We start from the raw sequence: 24,249 nt of genomic DNA, 5'->3' as shown, positions 1-24,249 counted from the left end.
ACCCCTTATGGGTACAATATTACTATAGAAAGATTAAGATTTGATGAAGATTTTAATTAAATAATAGCATTTGATAAAACTTTAACAAAATCCATTTGATTATAGGGAATGTTGAACCGATTGGTTGAAACGAAATAAGCCTCCCTTAACAGAGAGGCTTACGAGTGTAATCTAAATCGTCCCGTTGATTTAATTTTTACTTAACCAAATTTAACTACAAATGCGGTGTTTAGTAGGGGCAAATTCATGTTGTACATCAATTTGTAAAAAGTGTATAATGTTATGTAAACATAGCGTTTAAAATGAGTATTTTTTGCAGGCGAATCGATCTAACCTTTTGTGATTATGATAATCAACCGAGAAACAGGTGTTTTATCATACTATACCAGCTCTCTTACCAACTTACTCCGTATACGGCTGAGTGTTTCCAAACGCATACCTAAATAACTGGCTATGCACCTTAAAGGCACTCTAGATACATCAAAAGAATTTAGTTCCAAAAATTTTTCATAACGCCTTTCTGCCGAAGGGATCCGTGCGATTATGGCCCGTTCTGAGGCGGCATGATACTGGAGTGCTAAAATTTTTCTGCCAATAACATTTGTTTCCTGATAACTGGCGTAAAGCTTATCAATCAATAAGTGCGGAATGGCAACCAATTCTGAATTTTCCAATGCCTGTAAATATTCAATAGAGGGTTGGGTGTTTTCATTGGGATGCTGAATGGCTCCAATAAACTCGTTCCCTAAACTTATCCAAGTGGTAATCTCTTTATTATCATCTTTAATAAACCCCCTTACTAAACCTGATACTACAAAAAAAACATAATCATTATTATCAATAGGAGATAAAATGTATTTATTCTTCTTGATTAGAAGAGGCTCTACACTTTTTTCTATTTCCTGGATAAATCCAGAGGTTATAGGGCATAAACTGCTGAAATAATTTAATACAGCGTTCACTAAAAATACCTTTCGGGATTCGAGCATACACAAATAGGGATAGACTTTAGACGCTTAATTATAGCGATTTTTAACGGGATATAAAAATAAAGTAGATTATTGAGACAATTATGATGTTTAAATCCCTTTATGATTTGGATTTCTTAAGAACAATGCAACTACTGGTAAAAAAGCCAGCAAATCAGAAAAGTTTGGATGGAAGGCACCCAATTATTAGAAGTAACATTTTGGCCTTCGGCTTTTTGCCGTTTGCAGGTAATAGCCAATAGAAATTTCGTGCGAGCCATAATCATAACTACCGAATTTATTTAAACTGTAATCGTAACCATAGCCAATCCGAAGATTTTCGCGAACAAAGAACTCGGTAATCAATCCGATTGCACTCCTTGCCCTTAAATCGCTTTGTAATGCTGGTTTAGGATAAAATTTTACGGAGGTTCTATATGCAGCACCTAACCAAAGTTTTTCTTTGATCATTAAAAAAGCATTAAGATCCAATGAGGTTGGCCCATTCAAATCGTCTTTGATTAAAAAAGTAGGTTTGAACATAAAATCATTGTTCATTGGAAATACCATTCCGGCCGTTAAATAAAAATGTGGCTTGGAAGTAATACTTAAAAGATTATTATCCCTAAAAACAGGAAGATACTGTGTAAGCAGGTTATTGGCAGAGAAACCGATAAAGAATTTTTCGTTCGAATAATGTACACCAGCCCTAATATCGGGTACAATCCGGCTTTCATATCCCGTTGGAATCTTATTGTCGCCAGTTTCATTTGGATCTAACAAACTTCCGTTAAGCCCCATTTGCATTACTCCTATACCAACACCAAAAGCAAGCACATTGGTTTCGGTACGGTCTAGTTTAATGCGGTAAGCAAAATTCCCCGATAGGTTTAACGAGTTCTGTGCGCCTATTTTATCTTTCGACACCAATAAACCCAAACCTAAACTTTCTTCCTTAACCGCTTCATCTACTGATATGGAAAGTGTTTGGGGAGCACCCTGAATACCAGTCCATTGAGCCCGGACAAAAGCCTGCATATATAGCTCTTCTTTGTAGCCTGCATAAGCTGGGTTAATATATAAACCATTGAACATATATTGCCCAAACTGCGCATTCTGCTGAGCGAACAAACAAACGCAGATTAAACTAAACAATGCCGTTAAAACTATATTTTTCATCTGTATAATTTAGTTTCAAGTGCGATGAAGCGATCAGATTATTCATCCTATTATGTGGTTTGAAAAATCATGATGGTTCATATCCTCAAATTTTAAATCCATTTATCTGATCACGGTAACATAACCTTTAAACTCCTGCCATTGAGCACTTGCCGTTTTTACTTTAAGCACATAGAAATAAGTTCCATCGACCAAACCGTTAGCTGTCCAGTCGTTTAAATAGCTGTCTTTCTCATAAACAGTACTTCCCCAGCGGTTAATAATGGTAAGCTGATTTTCGCTATAGCGGTCTAAGCGTTCAATAAAAAAGGTTTCATTTTTTCCATCGCCGTTTGGCGTAAATACATTTGGTATTTTAAGCCCGGTGATTTCTTTGGTATCAACTGATATATTGTTGGATGGATCGGGATCTACCTCATTGATGGTAACGGAGGCGCTGTTTACCACATTACCAGGTTTCATGGCCCTTACATTAATTACGAGCTCTACAAAACTGCCGTTGGCCAATGTAGGTATTGCCCACGAAACTGTCTTGGTTTGCTCATTATAACTCGCCGTACCTACAATTGTAGGGCCGACACTTACAAAAGTTAGATTTTCTGGAAGATCATCTTTTACTTGTATGTTGGTGGCATTGCCCATCCCATTATTGCGCACCAATAAATTGTATTTAAATACCTCTGTATTGATTACCTGCCTGCTTTCAGACCTTTTAACTATGGAAACATCTGCTGATATGGCTGTCTCCATAATCACCTCCATTTCTTCGGATAGATCAGAACTACAACCGCCCAAACTAAAAGTAATAACGGTATATTTCCCAGCAGTATTTACAACATAATCTTGCGTTGTGGCACCTAGAATAGCCTCGCCATTTCTGAACCATTGATAAGATGTAGCTCCTGTACCATTGGCCCTGAGTTTAACGGTGACACCTGGTTTAAGGTTAAGCGTATTCGGATTGGTAGATTGCGCAAAGCATGCTGCTGCAGTAAGCAGCAGCACACCGAACACAATTATCCCTAACCTGTTAAACATCATGATGGTTAAACCTTATAAACATTAACACCTTATGGTGCTATAGCAATAGTTGCTTTACCTGGTTTAACAGTAACAGTGATTGCTTTAAATGCAGTTGCAGTACAACTTGTAGAAGGTACAATAGTAGCAGCCCCAACTGAATATTTACCTTCTGCAGTAAACACATATGCATCAGGCGTAACTCCTGCTTTTAAAGTAAACAATTCATTGTTTGTACCAGAAGATGCACCAACCGTTGTAAGATCAGTAATTGCTACGCCAGCTTTGGTTGCAGACCATGTGTAAACCAACGAAACACCTGTCGGTAATGTGAGTCCAGCATCCTTGCTTGCAGTAATTATTGTGGTTGCAGTCTGATCAGTACAATAAACGCTTCCTGGTGCATTTACAGCAATTGCAGGAGGAGGAAGTTTTTCCACAACAGTATTGTCTGAGGCATCACTGGGACAAAGGTTCGCATCAGCCGGTACAACCTGGACAGAATAAGTATGTGTTCCAGTGGCTAGTGTTGCGGGAACGTTGTAGATTGCATCAGCTGCGGTAGCATATGTAACAGGAGCCTGCGGAGTACCATCAACCGACCAGATAATTTTATCATTAGCAACAGGAGTATACCCCGTAAATGTTGGGGTGAGTTTTACAGTACCAGTTCCGCAGAGGTACACATTTGGCGTGCTTTGTGCAAAAGCACCCAAGGGTAATAAGAACAACAAGAATACAAAGATTCTTAAATTTCGTTTTGTAGATTTTTTTGTCATGATTTTAATTTGTTAGAGATGAATAATTTATTTTCTTTTTTAATTAATAGATACTGTTGGTTTATGTGGCACGAGCTTTACCCTAAAACTAAAAGGGATAACACGTTCGCAGCCGTTTGCATTTTTTATGGTTAATATTCCTTGATACACCGCAACAGGCGCATTTGATGGGATATTGACTGTAATTTCGTTTGCTGGCAAAGTCTGGTCTGAAACGGAAGGAAGTAAATTTCCTGTCCAAGAGATGCTATAGGTAATGGGGTCAAAAATCGGATTGGTATAAGCAATCTTGGTTGTCGTAAGTCCTTCGCAAATGCTTGGATCTGGCCCCAAGGTTAAATTTGGTGATGGGTTTACAGTTAAGTTAAAATCCACTTTCTTTCCGCAATACGTAGCATCATCAGCAACAGTGTAACTAATTACAGCACCTCCAGTAGCAACAGCAGTAACTCTTCCTGTAGCATCTATAGTTGCAATGGCTGCATCGCTAGTGCTCCATACTCCATTTGGATAAGTATTTGTAAATGTTGCAGTAGTTCCGCTACACATCACTGAAAGGCCACCAATTGCAGGAACAGAGGCATATTGTTTTACTTTAACTTCTACCACCTGCGCACCTCCGGCATTTTTACATCCCGTTAGGGTATTAACAGCTTCTACGTAATAACTGGTTGTGTTTGTAAGAATAGGAGTTGTATATGTTGTACCTGTTTTTATTAGCGCACCTCCCGATGGTAAATCATACCAGTTATAGGTAAAACCAGCATCTGGCGTGGTAACCGCTAGTATGGTAGAAGATCCGCTACAGATTGTTGCGCCGGGCACCATGAGCGTTGGTAAAGGGTTAACCTTAAGTTTTACCCTTAAGCGTTCAGAAACAGCAGTAACGCAATATGTTCTACTTGCCTGCACATAATAATTATATTCTCCGGCGGCAAGAGTAGAAGGAGGGGTATAGGTCAAACCAGTATGGACTAAATTACCTCCATTTTCGGCATCGTACCATTTATATTCTGTGCAATCTTGAGCATTTTGAACAGAAAATGAAGCGGAACCTCCTTGACAAATAATTTTCTCGTCAGTAGTAGATGGATCCACCAGTGTGCGTGGTTTTGCCAGCTTGCGCTTAATGTCATAAATCCTTAAACGGCTGAAAGCACCCGTAAGCCCGCCCATTGTAATCTCCAAACGGTCGTACACATCAGTTACCAAAAAGGTTAAAGAATATTTGCTGGTTGATCCAGGTAATAATTTCAGATTCAAAAAAGTACCTGTGTTTTCAAACGCAGGTCCAGCTTCAACTCCATTTAAATAAGGTTGTATAGTAAAGCCAGTTAAAAGGCTAAGATCTAAAAGACCACCTCCGGGATTTTCGAGGATAATGGTTACGGAATCAGCCGGTTGAGATGGTTTATTGAAAATCGCATTAAGATATACCTGATTTAAAACGGACGCACCAACATCAATCAAGGCGTAGCTATTTGGATCTGGATCAATGGCATTAAAGGGATTGGCAACTGTACCTGTTAAATTTGCAATCCCACCCAAGGCAGTTGGTTTCACACCAGAGAGCACATCTATTGCTTCATCGCAGTTGATTGATCCTGTGCTCAGCTCCATGATATAAGCATGAAAAACCTTTAATGATAACGCTGTAGAAACCACGGCACCGGCAATCTTTACATAGATCCCGTTAAAAGCCTGCGTTGGCGTTACTGTAATTTCAATCTCTCCCCCTCCACCAATTACACCGGCAATATTTGCAGATGTATAAATAGGAGTCCGGGTTGCATCGTAGCCTGGCTCATATCCATAACCAATTAACGGCTTGTTTCCGGGAACTGCATGAAGGTCTGTAAAACTACCGATTTCAAAGCTGCTCAAAAGCCCCAATAATTCTTTTGGAAGTGCCAGTTTCACCGTTACAGGGGTATTTGCAGCTATTGTGCGTTTATTTGCATTAGTGCCATCTGTAGTAAATTCGAGAAATTGGGTGGCCGATCCGGTAAGACCAAGAATTCCTATCGGAACAGATAATGTTGAAGCATCTTTAACCTGTCCATTTACAGCATTTGATGCATCTGAAATACTTCCATATAAATTTGCGCCTAAAATACCTAATCCATCAATGTAAGAACCTTGAAAGTTTGCATAAGTCCGTGCGGTATTTTCACACTGTGCATATAAATATGCAGGCATAAAAAACAACACAAACACCAAGAAAGATAGACAAGAGCGCCTTTTCAATGTAAGTTTGGGATGACGTGAAAATTAAATTTTGTTTGTTTGCTCGTGATACAAAAGTACTGCGAGCCAATGTCACATTATCCGTTCACTTTATTCATTAAGTCCTTTACTGAAACGTAAAAGCCTGTTTTGTTGATATTTATCAATAAAACCAAAATCATTCGAACATGATTTGTACATTTGCTTCAAGAATGAAAATTTTAGTCTACCTGTTAAGCCTTAGCATCTTGTTTATCTCTTGCATCACCTGCGAGGATTTACCGGAATTTGGCTATGATATTCAGACTAAAGTATTATCAGCCAAAATAAGCAAAACGGAAAGCAGCGCCGATAAAGATAACTGCTCGCCCATGTGCACCTGTAATTGCTGTGGACAGCCTTCTGTGAGCAGCCTTGCTTTTTCTTCATTCAATTTTTTAAAGAACGAGCCTGTTCTGAAACTGAACACCCCTTATAGCGATCAGTTTATTTCTTCTTATCTTCAGCATATCTGGCAGCCACCAAAATTGAATAAAACATCCATCGGGTAACCGATAATTTCAGATCGTAACCAAAAACGATCTATTTATTCAATCATTTTTATTAAAAGAATACATGCAAAAAATAATAGTATTGTTGTGCGCGCTCGTGTGCACGGTAAGTGCCTATGCACAAGAAACCTTTAAGATTATAATTAAAGATCAAAAAAGTAAATCCACGTTAAACGGAGTAACCATCCTGGTTAAAGGAACCAACGTTATCGCTAAAACAGGAGAAAACGGAACGGCCAGCTTCAATAATATACCAGCGGGCAACCAAACCCTGATTATTAGATATGTTGGTTATGCCGAACAGCTTATCCCATTAAATTTCCCTGTAAAACAAACAGGTCCATTGGAAATTCTTTTGGCAGAATCGGAAGATGAGCTGGAAGAAGTGATTGTTTCTTCTACGAGGACAAGCCGTAGCATACAAAATACGCCAACAAGGGTAGAAACGATAGAACTGGAAGAAATTGATGAAAAAAGCAATATGCGCCCAGCCAACGTTTCGATGATTTTACACGAAAGTACCGGTATTTCTGTACAGCAAACCTCGGCAACAAGCGCCAATGCGAGTATTAGAATACAGGGACTAGATGGACGATATACACAACTACTTAAAGATGGTTATGCCAGTTTTGGTAATTTTGCCAGTGGATTGAGTATTTTGGAAATCCCACCATTAGATTTAAGTCAGGTGGAGATTATAAAAGGTCCTTCTTCTACGCTTTATGGTGCTGGTGCAATTGCAGGTGTAGTTAATTTTATTTCGAGAACACCAAAAGAAAAAGCCGAATTTAACTTTATTCTAAACCAATCTAACGTAGGCCAAACCAATATTGGCGGTTTTGGGATGCAACGCAATAAAAAGTTCGGTTATAGCCTGTTGGCCTTGGCAAATTTTCAAAAGGCATATGATGTAGACAAGGATGACTTTACGGAGCTACCTAAAACGAAAGATTTTACCATTCACCCAAAGTTATTCTTTTACCCGAATGAAAAAGCTACCCTAATTATTGGCAATGCTTTTACCAAGAGCGATAGAACGGGAGGTGATATCTTTGTAGTGAATAATGATGCAGATGCAGCCCACCGTTATTTTGAAACCAATAACAGTATTCGCAATACCTCTACGCTGGATTTCAGTTACAAAACCAACGAAAAAGACCTGTTACGCGTTAAAACGAGCTTTAACTATTTTAAGCGAGGTATATCCATTCCTGATTACCGCTTTGATGGTATCAACTATAATGCTTACACCGATATCAGTTATTTGAAGAACATTAAAAACCAGAGTTTAATTTTTGGCGCAAATTTGGTTTATGATGATTTCATCGAACAAAATCAAAAGTTAAGCCTGGCAAAAAACTTCACTACCAAAACGGGGGGGCTGTACGCACAACAAACCTGGGATATTACCACAAAATTCAAATTAGAAAGCGGATTAAGGGCCGATTTTGTCCATTATTTTAACGCTTTCTATCGTAAAAATGAAGTTTTTGTATTGCCTCGTGTTTCTGCACTTTATAAGTTTAACGATAAATGGAGTTCGAGAATTGGTGGTGGATTAGGCTATAAAACCCCTACCCTATTTACCGAACAGACTGAAACGTTTCAATACCAGAATTTACTTCCCTTAAATAATGTAAAAGCAGAAAAAAGTTATGGTGGTACTGCCGATGTAAACTATAAAACCAGCATTGGCGACGATTGGATGATCAGCCTGAACCAAATGTTCTTTTACACCCGGATCACTAACTCTACCATCCTGCTACAAGATGCTACGGGATATTTTTATTTTGACAATACGAACTTGCCAGTGCAGAGTTTAGGTTTTGAAACCAATGCCAAGATCATATTTAAGGAATATTTTAAGCTTTTTGCAGGCTATACTTTTACAAATGCAAAAGCAGATTATCTTTCTGTAGTGAAAGACATTAGACTGCTACCTAAAAACAAACTCAATCTGGCGCTGCTTTACGAAAAGGAAAGGAATTTTAAAATGGGCCTGGAGGGTTATTTTACCGATAGGCAATACCTTTACAACAACCAGCAGACTAGTCCATTTTGGGAGTTTGGTTTTATGGCAGAAAAGGTTTTTGGAAAAATTTCGGTATTTATCAATGCAGAGAACTTTACCGATACCAGGCAGAGCAGGTACAAAAGTGTGGTTAACGGTTCGCACCTTAACCCAAGCTTCGATGATATTTGGACCCATACCGAAGGAAGAACTTTTAATGCAGGTATAAAGCTTAAACTCTAATAGGCAACACTTTATAACAATATTTTATATAAAGGTTTTTACCTTAAAAATTATTTAAAAAATAATACTTGCAAAAAACAATGGTTATTGTATCTTTGCACCCTCTCTGGAAGCTTCCACTCCAGAGTTTAAGAAAGCCTTCCAGCAATGGGAGGCTTTTCTTATTTTAAATTGATTAGCTTGGCTAATCATCAAAAAGCACATCCATAGTAATCTCTTTTTGCACCAGACCAGGGTAACGTTCACTATTTGAGACTCCATAAGTTGTAATCATGGTCAAGAACAATGCTTTTCTTGTTCTGGTTTGATAATGAAATACTTTTAGTTTGTTAACTAATTCCCTTTCATAAGATTTAGTGATTTCAAAAGGTATAATAGAGAATTTAACTTCGCATATATTGATGCAAGAGTCATTTCGATCAATAAGCAGATCAATCTGCGCACCTTGTTCTTCTTTGTTTTTGGGCAGATAACGCCAAACAGATATTTCTGTATAAACATTGTCTATCCCTATCGCTTTTTTAATCTGCGAAGTATGTTTCATACAAATACTTTCAAAGGCATATCCGCTCCAACTTTTCCATGATGTACCCGAATAAAATTTCAACCAGGTTCCAGCACCCCTTGCCTTATTACCATCAATAAATTTGAGATAAAATATAGAGTACTCATCGGTTAGTTTATATAAAGAGTCTTTACTACTTTTCCCAAAGGGAATATAAGGCGTAATAAAACCAGACTCGGCAAGTTCTGCCAGTAACTGTGTAGCGTAACCACCACTGCTTAGCTTACAGGCATTAATAATTTCTGTACGGGTAAGTCCTTTACTTTTTTTTGCCAGTGCCTGAACAATATCGATGTGGTTTTCTGCTTTATCGAACAACGAATAATACAGATTCTTAAATTCTTCAAGAAGTAGCCCATCTTTGGTAAAAAATAGTCTGTCTATGATCTGGGCGACACTCTCGCCCGGTTCTATTTCTTTAAGGTACTGTGGTATCCCACCCATAGCCATGTACACCTGCAAAAGCTGATACTTATCGAGTTTTATTTTTCTGTATTTAAGATATGCTGCAGTTTCACCAACAGTAAAAGGAAGAAGTCTTATTCTCCTCGTTACACGGTTATGCAATCCTCCACGGTTATTAATCACTTTATTGATCATCCAAGAAGCTGCCGAACCACAAATTACAACAATGAGCTTTTTTTCCCTCGAAGCCCAACTGTTCCAAAAATTTTCAAATGCAGGCAAGAATCCTGAGCGGGGCGTATTAATCCAGGGAAATTCGTCAATAAAAATTATTGTTCTTTCCCTTTTTACCAAGGGAGTGAGGTATTTGACCAGCATTTCAAAGGCAGCTATCCAACTTTCTGGTTTGGCTAAAGGAAAACCTCCCGTTACTTTTGTAAGTGCCAAACTAAAGTTTTCCAACTGCTGATTTAATGTTGCATGATGGATGCCAGAAAATTCAAATGCAATTTCTTTAGTAAACCCGTTTCTGATTAAATAAGTCTTTCCTACCCGTCTACGCCCATATACAGCAATCAGTTCACTTTCACCAGATTTTTCAATCTTGTTTAACAGCAATTTTTCTTCATTCCTTCCTACAACCTGTTCCATAAACAATTAATTAATAGCAACAAAGTTAAGAAAAAATTAAGTTTTGGCGTAATACAAAAACCTATATCACGCCAAAACTATGTTTTTACATGAAGTTTTGGCGTGATATAAAAAACTATATCACGCCAAAACTATATTTTACGTGCAGTTTTGGCGTGATATAGCAAGCAATAATCTTTTACTTGCTTTTAAAAATCACTACAGCCAACGGTGGCAAATCGACAATTATTGAATATTCCTGTCCATTATAATTTTCCAGATCAGGAACAATATCCCCCCTGTTATTAATACCACCTCCGTAATAAACAATATCATCGGTATTAAAAATTTCTGTCCATTTGGTTTTAAAAGGCACCCCAATTCTATAGTTCTCCCGAACCACAGGTGTTAAGTTTATGGCAACAAGCAAAGTATCTTTTGCCTTTGGTCCTTTACGCATATACACAAATGTAGATTCGTTTGCATTATCTGCATCAATCCATTGAAAACCTTCATAACTGAAATTGAAATGATACAATGCAGGTTCTTTGCGGTACAGAAAGTTTAAAGCTTTAACCGTTTCCTGCATGCCTTTATGTGGTGCATGTTGCAGTAAATGCCAATCTAACGATTGTGTAAAGTTCCATTCATTGGTTTCGCCAAACTCATTCCCCATAAACAGCAGTTTTGCTCCTGGATGGGTAAACATATAACCATAAAGCGCCCTTAAATTCGCAAATTTCTGCCAGTCATCTCCAGGCATTTTATACAGCATTGGCGACTTACCATGCACTACTTCATCGTGAGAGAAAGGCAACATGAAATTCTCGGTAAAGGCATAAGTCATGCTAAAGCTTAGCTGGTGATGGTGGTGTTTCCGGCCAAGGGTTTCAACTTTAAAATACTTTAAAGTATCATTCATCCAGCCCATCATCCATTTCATCCCAAATCCTAATCCGCCCGCATGTACCGGGTGGGTTACGCCAGGATAAGTGCTGCTTTCTTCTGCAATAGTTTGTACACCCTCAAAATTTCCATAAACGGCAACATTCAGGTCCTGCAAAAACTGTATGGCGCCAAGGTTTTCACTTCCTCCATATTCGTTTGTTGCGGCGTCTCCATCTTCTCTGGAGAAATTGAAATACAACATCGATGCCACGGCATCTACCCTTAACCCATCTGCATGATATTGATCAATCCAAAACAAGGCATTACTAATTAGGAAAGAGCGTACTTCGTTTCGATCATAATTGAAAATATATGATTTCCAGTCGGGATGAAAGCCTTTCCGCATATCGGCGTGTTCGTATAGATGGGTTCCATCAAACTCATATAAGCCATGTCTATCGCCTGGAAAATGGGAAGGAACCCAATCCAATATCACCGCAATATTGGCTTTATGAAGTTCATCGATCAGATACATTAAATCCTGTGGAGAACCATAGCGTGAACTTGCCCCAAAATAACCTGTAATCTGATAACCCCAACTCGGAAAATATGGAAATTCCATTACAGGCATCAGTTCTACATGTGTAAAACCCATTTCCTTTATATAAGGCACCAACCTCCCAGCTACTTCCCTGCAGGTTAAAACACGTTCTGGATTATCCGGATCGCGTTCCCAGGAGCCTAAATGTATCTCGTACACTGAAATGGGTTGATCCAAAGCATTTAATTTTGCTCTTTTTTTGAGCCAAGCTTTATCTTTCCAGGTGTAATCGGTATCCCAAACAATACAAGCTGTTTGCGGTGGATGTTCCCATCTTCTGGCATAAGGATCGCCTTTTAAATGCTCAGATTCATCAAAACCTTTAACAAAATATTTATAAACTTCGCCCTTTGCAATACCAGGGATAAAACCTTCCCAAATACCCGATTTATCCCACCGCACGCTCAGTGGATGCGAACTGTTGTTCCAATCGTTAAAATTACCCACTACACTTACACAAATGGCATTGGGAGCCCAAACCGAAAAATAAGTTCCGGCGGTCCCATCAACAGTAATTAAGTGTGAGCCCATTTTCTCGTAAAGCCTAAAATGCTTTCCAACAAGAAAAAGATCGATATCGTAATCGGTAAATAAACTGTGGATCCAAACGGATTTCTGTTTATCAATTTTTGGTTGGGATGCTTTTTTTACAGGAACATTTTTTGCTGCTGGCATAGGTATTTTGGTTAGATTAAATGAAGCCCCAAATACCAAACAGCATTTGGGGCTCAATATTACAGACTCAATATCTGTATTTCTGAGAAGTTCTTATTGCATTTAAAATGCAGGATATGCTGATCGTCAGTATAAAAATCATTAACCTCTTTATTATCGATAATGATCTTTTTCACCTGGAATTTTACGCCGATAACATTGCAAACATAAAATTCATAATTAGGCGTGTACAATCCTTCGTTACGTTGGTTCACTTTAATGGCCTGGGTATCACCTTTTACAGTGAATTTCTTTTCCAGATAAATGTCCTGCTCGTAGGCAAATGTATCACCATGATCTTCGTACATGTACGAATTTACCTCGTAATCGCTATGATAAATATTCAATACTACTTCAGTAATCGATTTTTCATCAACATATTGCATTACAGGATATTCTGGTAAAACTGTACCTGCCCTTACAAACATTGGCATACTGTCTATCTTAGCATCAACCGTATATTCGTTACCGCCATCTAAAATTTCGTTGGTCCAGAAATTATACCATGTTCCTTTTGGAAGGTAAACTTTTCTAGATATTGCACCTTGCTCTAAAACCGGACAGATCAATAGTTTATCACCATAACAAAATTCATCCTGACGGAAACTGTTGCTGATATTTTCCTGCTCAAGCATCACTAACGGCCTTAAAATAGGAAAACCATAACGGTGATGCTCCCAGAATACCGAATACAGGTATGGCATTAAACGATACCTTAATTCGATAAACTTGCGGTTAATATCTTCGAAAAATTCGCCAAAGCTCCAAGGTTCCCTTTCGGCAGTATCGCCGGCAGAGTGTGCACGCATAAAGGGAGAAAATGTACCTAGCTGGATCCAACGGGTAAATAATTCGCCATCTGGTTCACCACTGAACCCTCCAATATCTGTTCCGCAGAAAGGCACGCCAGAAACCGATAAACGCTGGCACTGGATATTTCCGATCTTTAAATGTTCCCAAGTGGCAATATTATCGCCGGTCCAAACACTTGCATAACGTTGCATGCCCGAATAACCAGCCCTTGTAATGGTAAATGGACGTTTATTGCGCATTAGTTTTTTTAACCCTTCGTAGGTAGAACGCACCATCTGCATGCCATAAACATTGTGTGCCTTACGGTGTGAGCCGCGGTAACCATCATAATTATGACGGACATCATTAGGGAAAGTTCCTGAACCAAACACGGCTGGTTCATTCATATCGTTCCAGAAACCTGCAACGCCCATATCTACCAGCTCTTTGTATAAATTACCCCACCAGCTGCGTACTTTTGGATTGGTAAAATCGGGAAACTGACAGCGCCCTGGCCAAACATGCCCTTCCATATAATAATCGTCGCTGCGGCGACAGAAAAATCTTTTCTCTTTACCTTCTTTAAAAACCCAGTAATCGTCATCTACCTTAATTCCCGGATCGATCATTACCACGGTTTTAAAGCCATCATCAGAAAGTTCTTTAATCATTCTCCGTGGATCTGGAAAGTATTTTTTATTCCAGGTAAAACAGCGGTAGCCATCCATGTAATCGATATCCAGATAAATGGCATCGCAAGGAATTTTACGTTCCCTGAACTGTTTAGCTATTTCTTTAACTTTTGTTTCAGGGTAATAACTCCAACGGCACTGCTGATAGCCCAAAGTCCATTTTGGTGGCATTGGGTGCGTTCCCGTTAAAGTTGCATAACGTTTAACCACGTCCATAATATGTGGACCATGGATATAATAGTATTGCAGTTCTCCGCCATCGGCCCAGAAACTGGTTTTATTTACATCTTCCGAACCGAAATCGAAATACGATTTAAAGGTATTATCGAAAAAGATACCATAGGCAGCCTGATTATGCAAACCGATATAGAAAGGTATGGTGCGGTAAAGTGGGTCTTGGTTCCAACCGAAAGAGTAAGCATCGGTATTCCAGTTTTCGAACCGCCTGCCACGTAGGTTAAAATTACCAGATTTATCACCCAAACCGAAGAAATTTTCTTCAGGGTGGCATTTTTTGGTTGCATAGATATAATAACCGCCAAAATCTACATTTTCTTCCCAGTGCATAGAATTGGGTTCATCAACCATTACCACATTGGTGATATTATCAGAAAAAGAAATATGAAAGTTTGCTTTTTCTATTTTACAGGTTACCGCATGGGTAGAAATCGTGAAATGATCGTCGTGTTCCTGCATTTTAAAAACAGAAACTTTTTGATCTACTTCGGGCACAGCGTAAGAAAAATCATCTAAGAAAACGCCATGTGGAGCCAGGCGAACGCGGATAATATCGTCGCTTACCACCCTAACTTCTACTCTTGCATCCCCATCAGAAAAATAAAAACGGTTGCCCTCCTTTTTTACTTTTTTAACCGCACCAAGGTATTGTTTAACAATTGGTTTTACCGATATATCAACTGGATTGTTTAAATGCTGTATTTCTTGCTCCTTTTCGATCAGATCACTTGTCTCGTTAGGTTTGTCGTTTTGCGCTTCCATCCTTATTTATTCAAAATTTTAAATTCATGGTTCTTAAACCGGGATGTGCTTAAGAAAGTACTATAATACAAATATTTTACAAAAGGGATGTAGCTTTTTTTGAAAAGATTATTTCAATAGTGTGAATTTTACACTAAGCCATTTATTTTCAGCCTTTATTGACATTAAACTATTGAGCAATAATGCAGTAAAAAATAACCCTGATAGCCAGCGCACAAAAAAGCCCTCTATACTTTTAGCATAGAAGGCCCTTAAAACTCAATTAACTGATTATGGATTAAAACTAATGGCTAGGTAATAGATTGCACCAGCCTGTGGGTTACCGTAAGAAGTAAAATAATATTTATTTAGTACGTTCGAACCACCAAGTTTAATAATAGATTGTACTGAAGGGATTCTTAAACTCACCTGCGCATCTAAAGAGCTATAAGCAGGCACTTGACCTGAGGCAAAAGAAGAATTCCAGTAGAATTGATCTTGCCAACGATATGCCAAATTAAAACCAAAGTTTTTAATAATTTCTTTATTGCCAAAACCCAGGTTATAACGGATTTTCGGGGTATTGAAATCGTTAATATAGTTAACTGGTAAATCACCAATTTCATTATAAGAAACGTTACCACTGATGGTATATTTACCTACTAAATAATCTAAACCTAAAGCTGCTCCATAAGAGGTTACTTTACCTTCTGCATTAACCGGAACACCGAATTTCACAAAACTTCCGTTAACATTCTGATAAACATCCACTGCAGTGATAAAATCTTTATAAATGTTATAATAACCATAGGCATCAAGCAATAAATTAGGAAGGAGCAAACCTTTATAACCTAACTCATAAGACTGAACACTCTCCGGACGAACACCTCTTGCATCAAAAGTATATTGTTGCAATAACGCCGGGTTAGGCGTTCCTGTTGCAGCTGCAGATGCTAAGAACGCACGGTAACTTACATCAGTAAATGCTTTATTATTATCAAGATGGTATTTATTGAACATAATTTCTGGCAAACCACCAATTAATCTTTGAGATCCTCCACCTACAGACAGGTCTATATATTGATTTTGCGTGGTTGGGTTACGGTAACCCGTTTGGTAAGAAACCCTGATGTTGTTGTTTTTGGCCACAGTGAACACTCCGGTTATCCTTGGTGTAAACCGGCCTTCAAAATTCTGACTTTTATCATAACGGCCAGCAAAGGTAAATTTAACTTTATCATTAAAGAGTTTTTTACCGATCTGTGCAAATGCACCGTATTCTTTAATGTCAATCGATTCAGTTAAATCGTTAAAAATTGTTCCGGCCGAATTTAAGTCATATAAACGATATGATGCGCCTACCTGAAACTCTACCACTTTATCGAAAAGATTGGTAAAGTTGTACATACCTTCGTAGTGATATAGATTTGACTTATCATCGAATTTTGCGCCATAAACGCTTTTTGATGGATCGAGGGCATTAATGCTTGTTGCACTGATTGTGGTATTCATTACTTTATCTTTCGCAACTTCAAACTGCGGGCTACCTGGCTCGAAACGACCTTGATTGGCAATTCCCCTCGCAAATGCATGCGCGGCGGCATCATTTTGTCCTGCTGCTCTTGCACCAACATAGTTGCCAATATATTGCGGAAACCAACTTGTTGATGGTTTAGATATCTCGTTAACATAACTACCCAAAATAGAAGAAATATAAGAATCGCCAGAGCGCTCCTGAGTAGTATAGGCTTTCACAAAAAAGTCTTCGCCCTTTACCTCTAATTTATATTGGCCAATATTAAAATTACGTAAAGAATAGCGGTCAGAACCAGTATAAACTGAAGTTCCAGTACCCCAATTAGCCAACGCTACTGCTTGCACGGTATTACTAATGTTGTAGTATAATGCACCTGATGCTTTTAATGACTTTGTATTATAATCAACCAGGTTTTCTTCGTTATAGCCCGTTCTCGAAATATTCTGATCAGGGATTAAACCTGCTTTTAAGCCAACATAAAAAGGAAAATAATTTTGTACCGGACCACGTAGTGCAGATGGTAATCCTGCCAAAAATCCCGCTTGTTGTGCTGGATTCGGAATAGCAGCGCCAAAAGTTCCGTCCATTAATGTTTTAATGTTTGGTATTAAACCACCAGACCCTGTATTAATTCCGGCAATGGTTGCATTTTGAACACTTAGCGCCACATTTCGCATATTTTGGCTCACTTCGTCACCATAGCTATTTATTCCGTCATAATTCGTATCGCTGTTTCTATCACCGCCTTTCACGCTTCTGGAAACCCGGTCAAAGTTAGAATAATTATTACCGATCCAATCCTTAGCCTGTAAGAATGAAAATGCAGCTTTTACGCCAAACTTATTGTTCCATGATTTTGCCATGCGTACATCCAACTGATTGAAAGGTTGCACACTGCTATTATCATCGTTAACATGGTTTACTCCTGTTTTATATTGGAAACTTGCTCCAGGATATCTGAAAGGATCTTTGGAAGTCATTAACAAGGTACCGTTAATACCACCTGCACCGTAAAGGGCAGAAGAAGCACCCGGTAAAAGCTCTACATTATCTATATCAAGTTCAGTTATACCCACAATATTACCTACCGAGAAATTTAATCCAGGTGCCTGGTTATCCATTCCATCAATGTATTGGTTAAAACGGGTATTACCGTTAGAATTGAAACCACGTGTATTAATCGACTTGAAAGTTAAACTTTGCATACTGCTTTCTACGCCTTTCATGTTGTTCAAGGCATCGTAAAATGATGGTGCGGCGATTTCCCTAATAGAGGCTGCGCTCATCCGCTCGATAGAAACTGGCGATTCTAATATACGCTCGGGTGTACGCGATGCCGAAACAACTACATCACCTCCCAATACAACCGCGGTTTCCAGCTCCAGATTAACACCAGAAGTGCTTCCGGTAATCTGCTGTTCAACTGTACCATAACCTACATAAGATGCGACTAAAGTGAAGGGAACTTTTGCTGTTGTGGTAAAAGTAAAACTACCGTTACTCGTGGAGGCCGTACCACCTGACTGACCTTTAATAGTTAAACTAACCCCTGCTAGTCCTTCTTTCGATTGCTTATCTTTTACGGTTCCACTCACCGTAATACTTTGTGCCTGTGCCGCGCTATTGCCTGCGTACACAAATAATAACACATAGAAGATCTGTGTAAAAATTCTGCTCATAAACGATTGTTAATTTGGTTGTTTGTATTATTAGTTATATAAACTTAAATTCTTTTTTTGAATTAAACAAATTATGTTAGCATAATAATTTCAATTCAAATTATAATTTTGATTGATATACAGTTTGTTGTATTTTGCATTAAACATAAACCGTCATTTTGCCCTACCTTAGTAGACTGACTTGTTAGCTAGCCATTATGAATAAAATTAAAGCCCTGTTCTGTATCATCATTCCGATAGCATTAGCTTTTTTATTTAACACCAAATTAGGCAGTACGCCTCCATTGTTAAAATTCCTAAATCCTTTTATGGGTTTTTGGCAAAATGCAGAGAACAATCATTTTATGTTTAACCATACAGCGAAGATTAAGGGGGCGATAGATAAAATCGAAATCGTTTTTGACGACCGCATGATTCCACATATTTTCGCGCAGAATGATCATGATCTGTATCTGGCGCAGGGTTATGTAACCGCCATGCACCGCCTTTGGCAAATGGATTTTCAAACCCGTTTTGCAGCCGGAAGAATTAGTGAAGTTGTGGGCGATAAAGCCATAGAAGTAGACCGTTATCAGCGCCGGATGGGTATGGTTTATGGTGCAGAAAACTCGTTAAAAGGCATGATGGCCGATCCTAAAGCCAAAGAAATGATCTTAGCTTATACCGAAGGGATTAATGCCTACATCAAAACACTTTCTAAAGCCAATTATCCCTTAGAATACAAGATACTCGATTTTAAACCCGAAAACTGGACACCTGTAAAATGTGCTCTGCTCCTAAAACAGATGTCGGCAGTGTTAGCCATGGGTTCCGACGAATTTTACATGACCAACATCTTGAAAAAATTTGGGCCAGAGGTTACCAAAAATCTTTTCCCAGATTATCCGTTCCGCGAAGACCCGATCATCCCAGTTGGCACAAAATGGGATTTCTCTCCCTTACCAACACCTAAAACGCCAGAAAGCTTCACCAGGGCTCAAACTGGCGAGGTAAAAACAACCGAAAAAATAGAAGGCATTGGCAGTAATAACTGGGCATTATCGGGCGCTAAAACCGCATCGGGATACCCGATTTTGGCAAACGATCCACATTTGGATTTAACGCTTCCATCAATCTGGTACCAGATTCAGTTACATGCACCTGGCGTAAATACCTATGGTGTTTCTTTACCTGGTGCGCCCGGGGTGATTATTGGCTTTAACCAGAAAATAGCCTGGGGCGTAACCAATGTTGCTGCCGATGTGCTGGATTTTTATCAGATCAAGTTTAAGGATTCGACCCACAACGAATATTGGTACGATAATAAATGGAAAGCTACCACCAAGCGATTGGAAACGATTAAAATACGTGGCGGAAAAGACGAAATAGATACGGTTTACTATACCCACCACGGGCCGGTGGTATATTTCCAGAAGCCAAAATATGGCAGGGCTGATAATGTACCCGTTGGCGATGCTTTAAGGTGGATAGCGCATGATGAATCGAACGAACTCATGACTTTTTATTATTTAAATCGCGGTAAAAATTACAATGACTACCGCAAGGCTTTAACTTTTTATACTGCTCCTGCACAGAACTTCGTTTTTGCCAGTGTAGATAATGATATCGCCATCACGCCAAATGGAAAATTCCCATTAAAATGGAAAGATCAGGGCAAGTTTATATTGGATGGTACCGACCCATCATACGATTGGCAGGGATGGATTCCAAATGCACAGAACCCAACGGTTAAGAATCCGGCACGGGGTTTTGTTAGTTCAGCCAATCAATCTTCTACCGATACTACTTATCCATATTATATTAACTGGGAATTTGCACCTTATGAGCGTGGCAAACGGATCAACGATCGACTATCGGCAATGAACAAAGCTACCTTAGATAGCATCCGCCTCATGCAGACCGACAATTACAGTATTATGGCGCAAAACTTGGTTCCTGCGCTCTTACCGTTACTAAACAACGAACAGTTAAATGCAACGCAAAAAGAAGCATTGGCTTACTTGGGCAAATGGAACAAACGTTATGATGCCCATGAAATTGCAGCCAGTGTATTCGAAATATGGACAAAACGCTTATCGCACAATATCTGGGCTGATGAATTCGAGGTTAAAGGAATCCCGATGCGTTACCCCTCAAGAGACCGCACGGTTGAGATGATTTTGAAAGAACCCAATGCAACCTGGTACGACAATATTAAAACCAGCAAAAAGGAAATATTATCTGATCTGGTTAACGAAGCTTTTAAATATAGCTGCGATAGTTTAGAAAGACGCTTTGGGCCAATAAACAAAGATTGGGACTGGGCAAATGTAAAGCAGACCAATGTACCGCATCTGGCCAAAATACCAGGATTCGGTTCGAAAGTTTTACAGATTGGCGGCGCGAAAACAGCGATTAACGCATTAAGCGAAGCCAATGGACCTTCGTGGCGGATGGTAATTGAACTGGGTAAAACGCCAAAAGGACATGGTGTTTATCCAGGCGGTCAATCAGGCAACCCTGGAAGTAAATTTTATGATAACATGATCGATACCTGGGCAAATGGTAAATTGTACGATCTATTTTATATGCAAGGTCCTGATGATAAATCGGGTACAGTTATTTCTCGTTTAAAAATTTCTAAATAGGCTAAAATGGTTTTCATTGTTATATTAATAATCTGTTTTCTTTTGCAAATGATTGCCCCTTGGTGGATTATCATTGTAATTTCTTTTGCCACCTGTGGAATTATCGGTAAAACAGGAAAAATAGCCTTTTGGCAATCTTTCCTTGCCATTTCGTTACTTTGGATAGGCTATGCTTTATTTAAAAGCTTACCTAATGATAATGTACTTGCTGGCCGTGTGGCCATAATGACGGGCATAAAACTCTGGTGGGCACTGCTATTGGTTACGGGGATTTTAAGTGGCCTGGTTGCCGGAATAAGCGGTTATTGTGGTTATCAGTTTCGCATGGCTATGCTGGCTAAAAAAACTGACGAGAAAATAGCATAATGCTTTGTACTTTTACCCTGTGAATTTAACAGCTAAGGATATATTTTCTATAAAAAGTACCGATGAGTTTAACTCGCTTGCCTTAAACATTTTTAAGCTACAGGCCCAAAACTGCAATGTTTACCGTGAATATATCTTTCATTTAGGTGTAGATGCAGAAGAGGTAACTGAAGTAACACAGATTCCATTTTTACCGATCAGCTTTTTTAAAAGCCATTCTATTTTAAGCAGTACCGATCCTGTTGAAATTACCTTCAGTAGTTCAGGCACTACGGGTATGGTACAGAGCAGCCATCATGTAACCGATGTTAAATTATATGAGCAGAGCTATCTACAAGCTTTTGCGCAATTTTACGGAGATATCACCGAATATTGCTTTTTGGCCTTGCTCCCATCCTATCAACAGCGATCTGGTTCATCGCTGATCTACATGGTTAACGATCTGATCGAAAAGAGCAGACATCCACAAAGTGGATACTTTTTATACAACCACGATGAATTGCTTAAAACCCTCCTAGATCTTAAATCAAAAAAACAAAAAACCGTTTTAATTGGTGTTACTTATGCCCTGCTCGATTTTATAGAACAGTTTGATATCGATTTCCCCGAACTGATTGTAATGGAAACCGGAGGAATGAAAGGGAAACGTAAAGAAATGGTGCGGGAGGAGCTACACGAACAGCTAACAGAAGGATTTGGTGTAAAAGCTATCCATAGTGAATATGGAATGACCGAGCTACTTTCTCAGGCTTATTCATTAGGAAACGGAGTTTTCAACTGCCCTAACTGGATGCAGGTTTTAATCCGCGATACCAATGATCCTTTAAGTTTAATTGAAAATGGCAGAACTGGTGGCATCAATGTAATCGATCTGGCCAATCTCAATTCTTGCTCATTTATTGCCACTCAAGATCTGGGAAGGATTAATCCCGATCAGCGTTTTGAAGTATTGGGCAGATTTGACAATGCCGATATAAGGGGATGTAATCTTTTGGTGCAGTAAACGCTAATTTACCTTACCCGAACAGCTAGCGCATAAACCAGTAGCAATCAGATTAAGATGCGCTACTTTAAAGCCAGCCGGAACTTTTAATGCCGGAATTTTAACAGTATCCAAGCAGTAAATTTTATGACAGTTATCGCAGTTAAAATGCACATGTTCATCATGATGCTCGTGTGCACTGCAACCATCAGAACAAATAGCATAGTTCGCGGTGCCCTGTTGATCTAAAACCTTATGGATAATTCCTTTTTCTTCAAAAGCCTGCAAAACACGATACAAGGTAACACGGTCTGCATCCTTACCCATCACCTGCTCTAAATAAGGCTGAGATGTTGCAGAATCTCTTCCACTCAAAATCTCCAGCACCTGCAAACGAGGGACAGTTCTTTTTAGTCCGTTTTTAACCAAAAGTTTTTCGAAACGCGATGTATTATTTCCCATAACACTACAAAAATAAGCAATTAATTAATGAGTTTGGCATTTCTGATGGTTATTGGTGGTGCATAACTCGCATCCTTTTTTTCTAATTTTAAAATCCCCTTTACACGGATAGGTTTTTCGCTATAAGGCACTGCACTTTCCATCTCAATCATAATCATTACCGGAATGCCATTTTGCCCGCAAAAATAACATTGGTTAATGGGCAGGGTTGCCAGCAGAAATTTCTGCTGTTTCTGTCCACTTTTTATTGGGATTAAATAACCTGTTAAATCAAACTCCCTATTTTCAAAACGTTTGACCGATTCTGTAAAGAGGGGCAAAAGTTCGTTCTTTTCGGTAAGTTCAAATTTCACCGAGCCGATTACATCCCAGTTCAAAGATCGCAACTGGTCTTTTGGGTTGTGCTTTTGCGTTTGTGCGGCAACTGTGCAAACCGAAAACAGAAAGAAAATAAAATGCAAATGTCTCATCGTTTTGTGGCATCTAAAAGAAAAAAAGTAGATCGGCTATCACCAGAATCATTGATTATAAATTTTCCTCTCAGGGTAATGGGCTCTTCAGTCCAGTTAATGGGCTTTAAAGTCTTAACTTCTATCATCGAAGGGATATCGCCTGTTCCACAATACGGGCAGGAGGCAATGGGCACGATAGAAAACATAAACTCACTGAAGCTATTGCCCACTTTTGTAGGGATAATATAGCCAGGAAGTTCAATTATCTTATTATGGATTGCCTTTAATGCAGGTGGAAAAACAGCCTGCCAAACCAATGGTTTTACCTGCTTATCGTACTTTAAACCGATAAGATTCCATGTAGCGGTTCGCATCTCTGTGTGTACAGATACCTGAGCCGCTGCTGTAATGGAGCTTAAAACCAATAGCACCCAAATGTATTTCTTCATTATCGAATGAGATTATAAAAGTTTTGCATTTAAAAGAAAAAATTCACTCCTATCATCCGCGGAATCGTTAATAATGAAAATTCCCCTGAGTTTGATTGGTTTTTCTGTAATGGGAATAGCTGTTAACATTTTTACCTGCACCATTGCCGGAATATCGCCTGAGCCACAGTAAGGACAGGAGGCAATGGGCACAATAGAAAACATAAATTCGCTAAATTTCGACCCTACCTTTGTGGGGATGATGTAGCCAGGCAGCTCGATTACCTTATTATTTAAAGCTTTTAAAGCAGGTGGAAAAACACTTCCCCATTTGCCTGGGGCGATTTCGGCATCATACCTTAGCCCGATTACATTCCAAGTTGGCGTGCGCATGTCGGTATGTACCCTAACCTGCGCCGCCAGTACCTGGACACCTAAACATAAAAAAACTAAAAAAAACAATTTCTTCATCAC

Annotated in this window: 18 protein-coding genes; 5 read left to right on the top strand and 13 right to left on the bottom strand. The window is 39.0% G+C overall.

The genetic code is table 11. From position 1 onward, the window contains the following. Positions 1–380: 380 nt before the first annotated feature. From EZ456_RS02450 to EZ456_RS02430, 5 genes are all read right to left on the bottom strand, one after another. On the bottom strand, positions 381–989 hold the full coding sequence (locus tag EZ456_RS02450; protein WP_131527000.1) for a Crp/Fnr family transcriptional regulator: 609 nt from the start codon (positions 987–989) through the stop codon (positions 381–383). 186 nt (positions 990–1,175) lie between these two features. Then, entirely contained in the window at positions 1,176–2,147 is a 972-nt protein-coding gene (locus tag EZ456_RS02445; RefSeq protein ID WP_131526998.1) for a PorP/SprF family type IX secretion system membrane protein, read from the bottom strand. A gap of 102 nt (positions 2,148–2,249) precedes the next feature. Next, positions 2,250–3,188, bottom strand: a complete 939-nt coding sequence (locus EZ456_RS02440; RefSeq protein WP_131526996.1) for a T9SS type B sorting domain-containing protein — start codon at positions 3,186–3,188, stop codon at positions 2,250–2,252. 29 nt (positions 3,189–3,217) lie between these two features. After that, positions 3,218–3,946, bottom strand: coding sequence for a hypothetical protein (locus EZ456_RS02435; protein ID WP_131526994.1), 729 nt, complete (start codon positions 3,944–3,946; stop codon positions 3,218–3,220). A gap of 39 nt (positions 3,947–3,985) precedes the next feature. Then, positions 3,986–6,145 (bottom strand): Ig-like domain-containing protein, encoded by a 2,160-nt coding sequence (locus EZ456_RS02430; protein WP_131526992.1) that lies wholly within the window; start codon positions 6,143–6,145, stop codon positions 3,986–3,988. Between the two features lie 215 nt (positions 6,146–6,360). On the opposite strand from EZ456_RS02430, the gene EZ456_RS02425 reads away from it, so the two are divergent. Continuing rightward, positions 6,361–6,723 (top strand): hypothetical protein, encoded by a 363-nt coding sequence (locus EZ456_RS02425; RefSeq protein WP_131526990.1) that lies wholly within the window; start codon positions 6,361–6,363, stop codon positions 6,721–6,723. A 64-nt stretch (positions 6,724–6,787) separates the two neighbouring features. Continuing rightward, positions 6,788–8,977, top strand: coding sequence for a TonB-dependent receptor (locus EZ456_RS02420; RefSeq protein ID WP_131526988.1), 2,190 nt, complete (start codon positions 6,788–6,790; stop codon positions 8,975–8,977). 184 nt (positions 8,978–9,161) lie between these two features. Here the strand turns inward: EZ456_RS02420 and EZ456_RS02415 are convergent, their stop codons facing one another. From EZ456_RS02415 to EZ456_RS02400, 4 genes are all read right to left on the bottom strand, one after another. Then, positions 9,162–10,598, bottom strand: coding sequence for an AAA family ATPase (locus tag EZ456_RS02415; protein ID WP_131526987.1), 1,437 nt, complete (start codon positions 10,596–10,598; stop codon positions 9,162–9,164). A 178-nt stretch (positions 10,599–10,776) separates the two neighbouring features. Next, positions 10,777–12,741, bottom strand: coding sequence for a 1,4-alpha-glucan branching protein GlgB (glgB, locus tag EZ456_RS02410; protein ID WP_131526985.1), 1,965 nt, complete (start codon positions 12,739–12,741; stop codon positions 10,777–10,779). A 59-nt stretch (positions 12,742–12,800) separates the two neighbouring features. Next, positions 12,801–15,263, bottom strand: a complete 2,463-nt coding sequence (locus tag EZ456_RS02405; protein WP_131526983.1) for a glycoside hydrolase family 31 protein — start codon at positions 15,261–15,263, stop codon at positions 12,801–12,803. Positions 15,264–15,533: 270 nt separating this feature from the next. Next, positions 15,534–18,458, bottom strand: a complete 2,925-nt coding sequence (locus EZ456_RS02400; protein ID WP_131526981.1) for a TonB-dependent receptor — start codon at positions 18,456–18,458, stop codon at positions 15,534–15,536. Between the two features lie 197 nt (positions 18,459–18,655). Here EZ456_RS02400 and EZ456_RS02395 point away from each other — a divergent pair, with 197 nt between their 5' ends. The 3 genes from EZ456_RS02395 to EZ456_RS02385 are packed head-to-tail and all read left to right on the top strand — an operon-like array spanning position 18,656 to position 22,454. Continuing rightward, a complete protein-coding gene (locus EZ456_RS02395; protein WP_131526979.1) occupies positions 18,656–21,085 on the top strand; it encodes a penicillin acylase family protein in 2,430 nt (809 codons plus the stop codon). 48 nt (positions 21,086–21,133) lie between these two features. Further along, on the top strand, positions 21,134–21,451 hold the full coding sequence (locus EZ456_RS02390) for a hypothetical protein (RefSeq protein WP_225876455.1): 318 nt from the start codon (positions 21,134–21,136) through the stop codon (positions 21,449–21,451). Positions 21,452–21,455: 4 nt separating this feature from the next. After that, a complete protein-coding gene (locus EZ456_RS02385) occupies positions 21,456–22,454 on the top strand; it encodes a LuxE/PaaK family acyltransferase (RefSeq protein ID WP_225876452.1) in 999 nt (332 codons plus the stop codon). Between the two features lie 3 nt (positions 22,455–22,457). On the opposite strand, the gene EZ456_RS02380 is transcribed toward EZ456_RS02385, so the two are convergent. From EZ456_RS02380 to EZ456_RS02365, 4 genes are read right to left on the bottom strand one after another with little or no spacing between them, the layout of a single operon-like run. Then, positions 22,458–22,895, bottom strand: a complete 438-nt coding sequence (locus tag EZ456_RS02380) for a Fur family transcriptional regulator (RefSeq protein WP_131526973.1) — start codon at positions 22,893–22,895, stop codon at positions 22,458–22,460. Between the two features lie 20 nt (positions 22,896–22,915). Beyond that, positions 22,916–23,365 carry a hypothetical protein gene (locus tag EZ456_RS02375; protein ID WP_131526971.1) on the bottom strand — a complete coding sequence of 150 codons (450 nt, stop codon included), beginning with the start codon at positions 23,363–23,365 and terminating at the stop codon, positions 22,916–22,918. Next, entirely contained in the window at positions 23,362–23,796 is a 435-nt protein-coding gene (locus EZ456_RS02370) for a hypothetical protein (RefSeq protein ID WP_131526969.1), read from the bottom strand. The genes EZ456_RS02375 and EZ456_RS02370 overlap by 4 nt, the downstream gene beginning before the upstream one ends. A 12-nt stretch (positions 23,797–23,808) precedes the next feature. After that, positions 23,809–24,246: a hypothetical protein gene (locus EZ456_RS02365; protein ID WP_131526967.1), complete on the bottom strand. Its 438-nt coding sequence runs from the start codon at positions 24,244–24,246 to the stop codon at positions 23,809–23,811. Positions 24,247–24,249 lie beyond the last annotated feature (3 nt).

The organism is Pedobacter psychrodurus, from assembly GCF_004331735.1.
Lineage (GTDB): Bacteria > Bacteroidota > Bacteroidia > Sphingobacteriales > Sphingobacteriaceae > Pedobacter > Pedobacter psychrodurus.
Note: the sequence above shows the minus strand (reverse complement) of the source record. Positions and strands in the feature narration are given on the sequence as shown.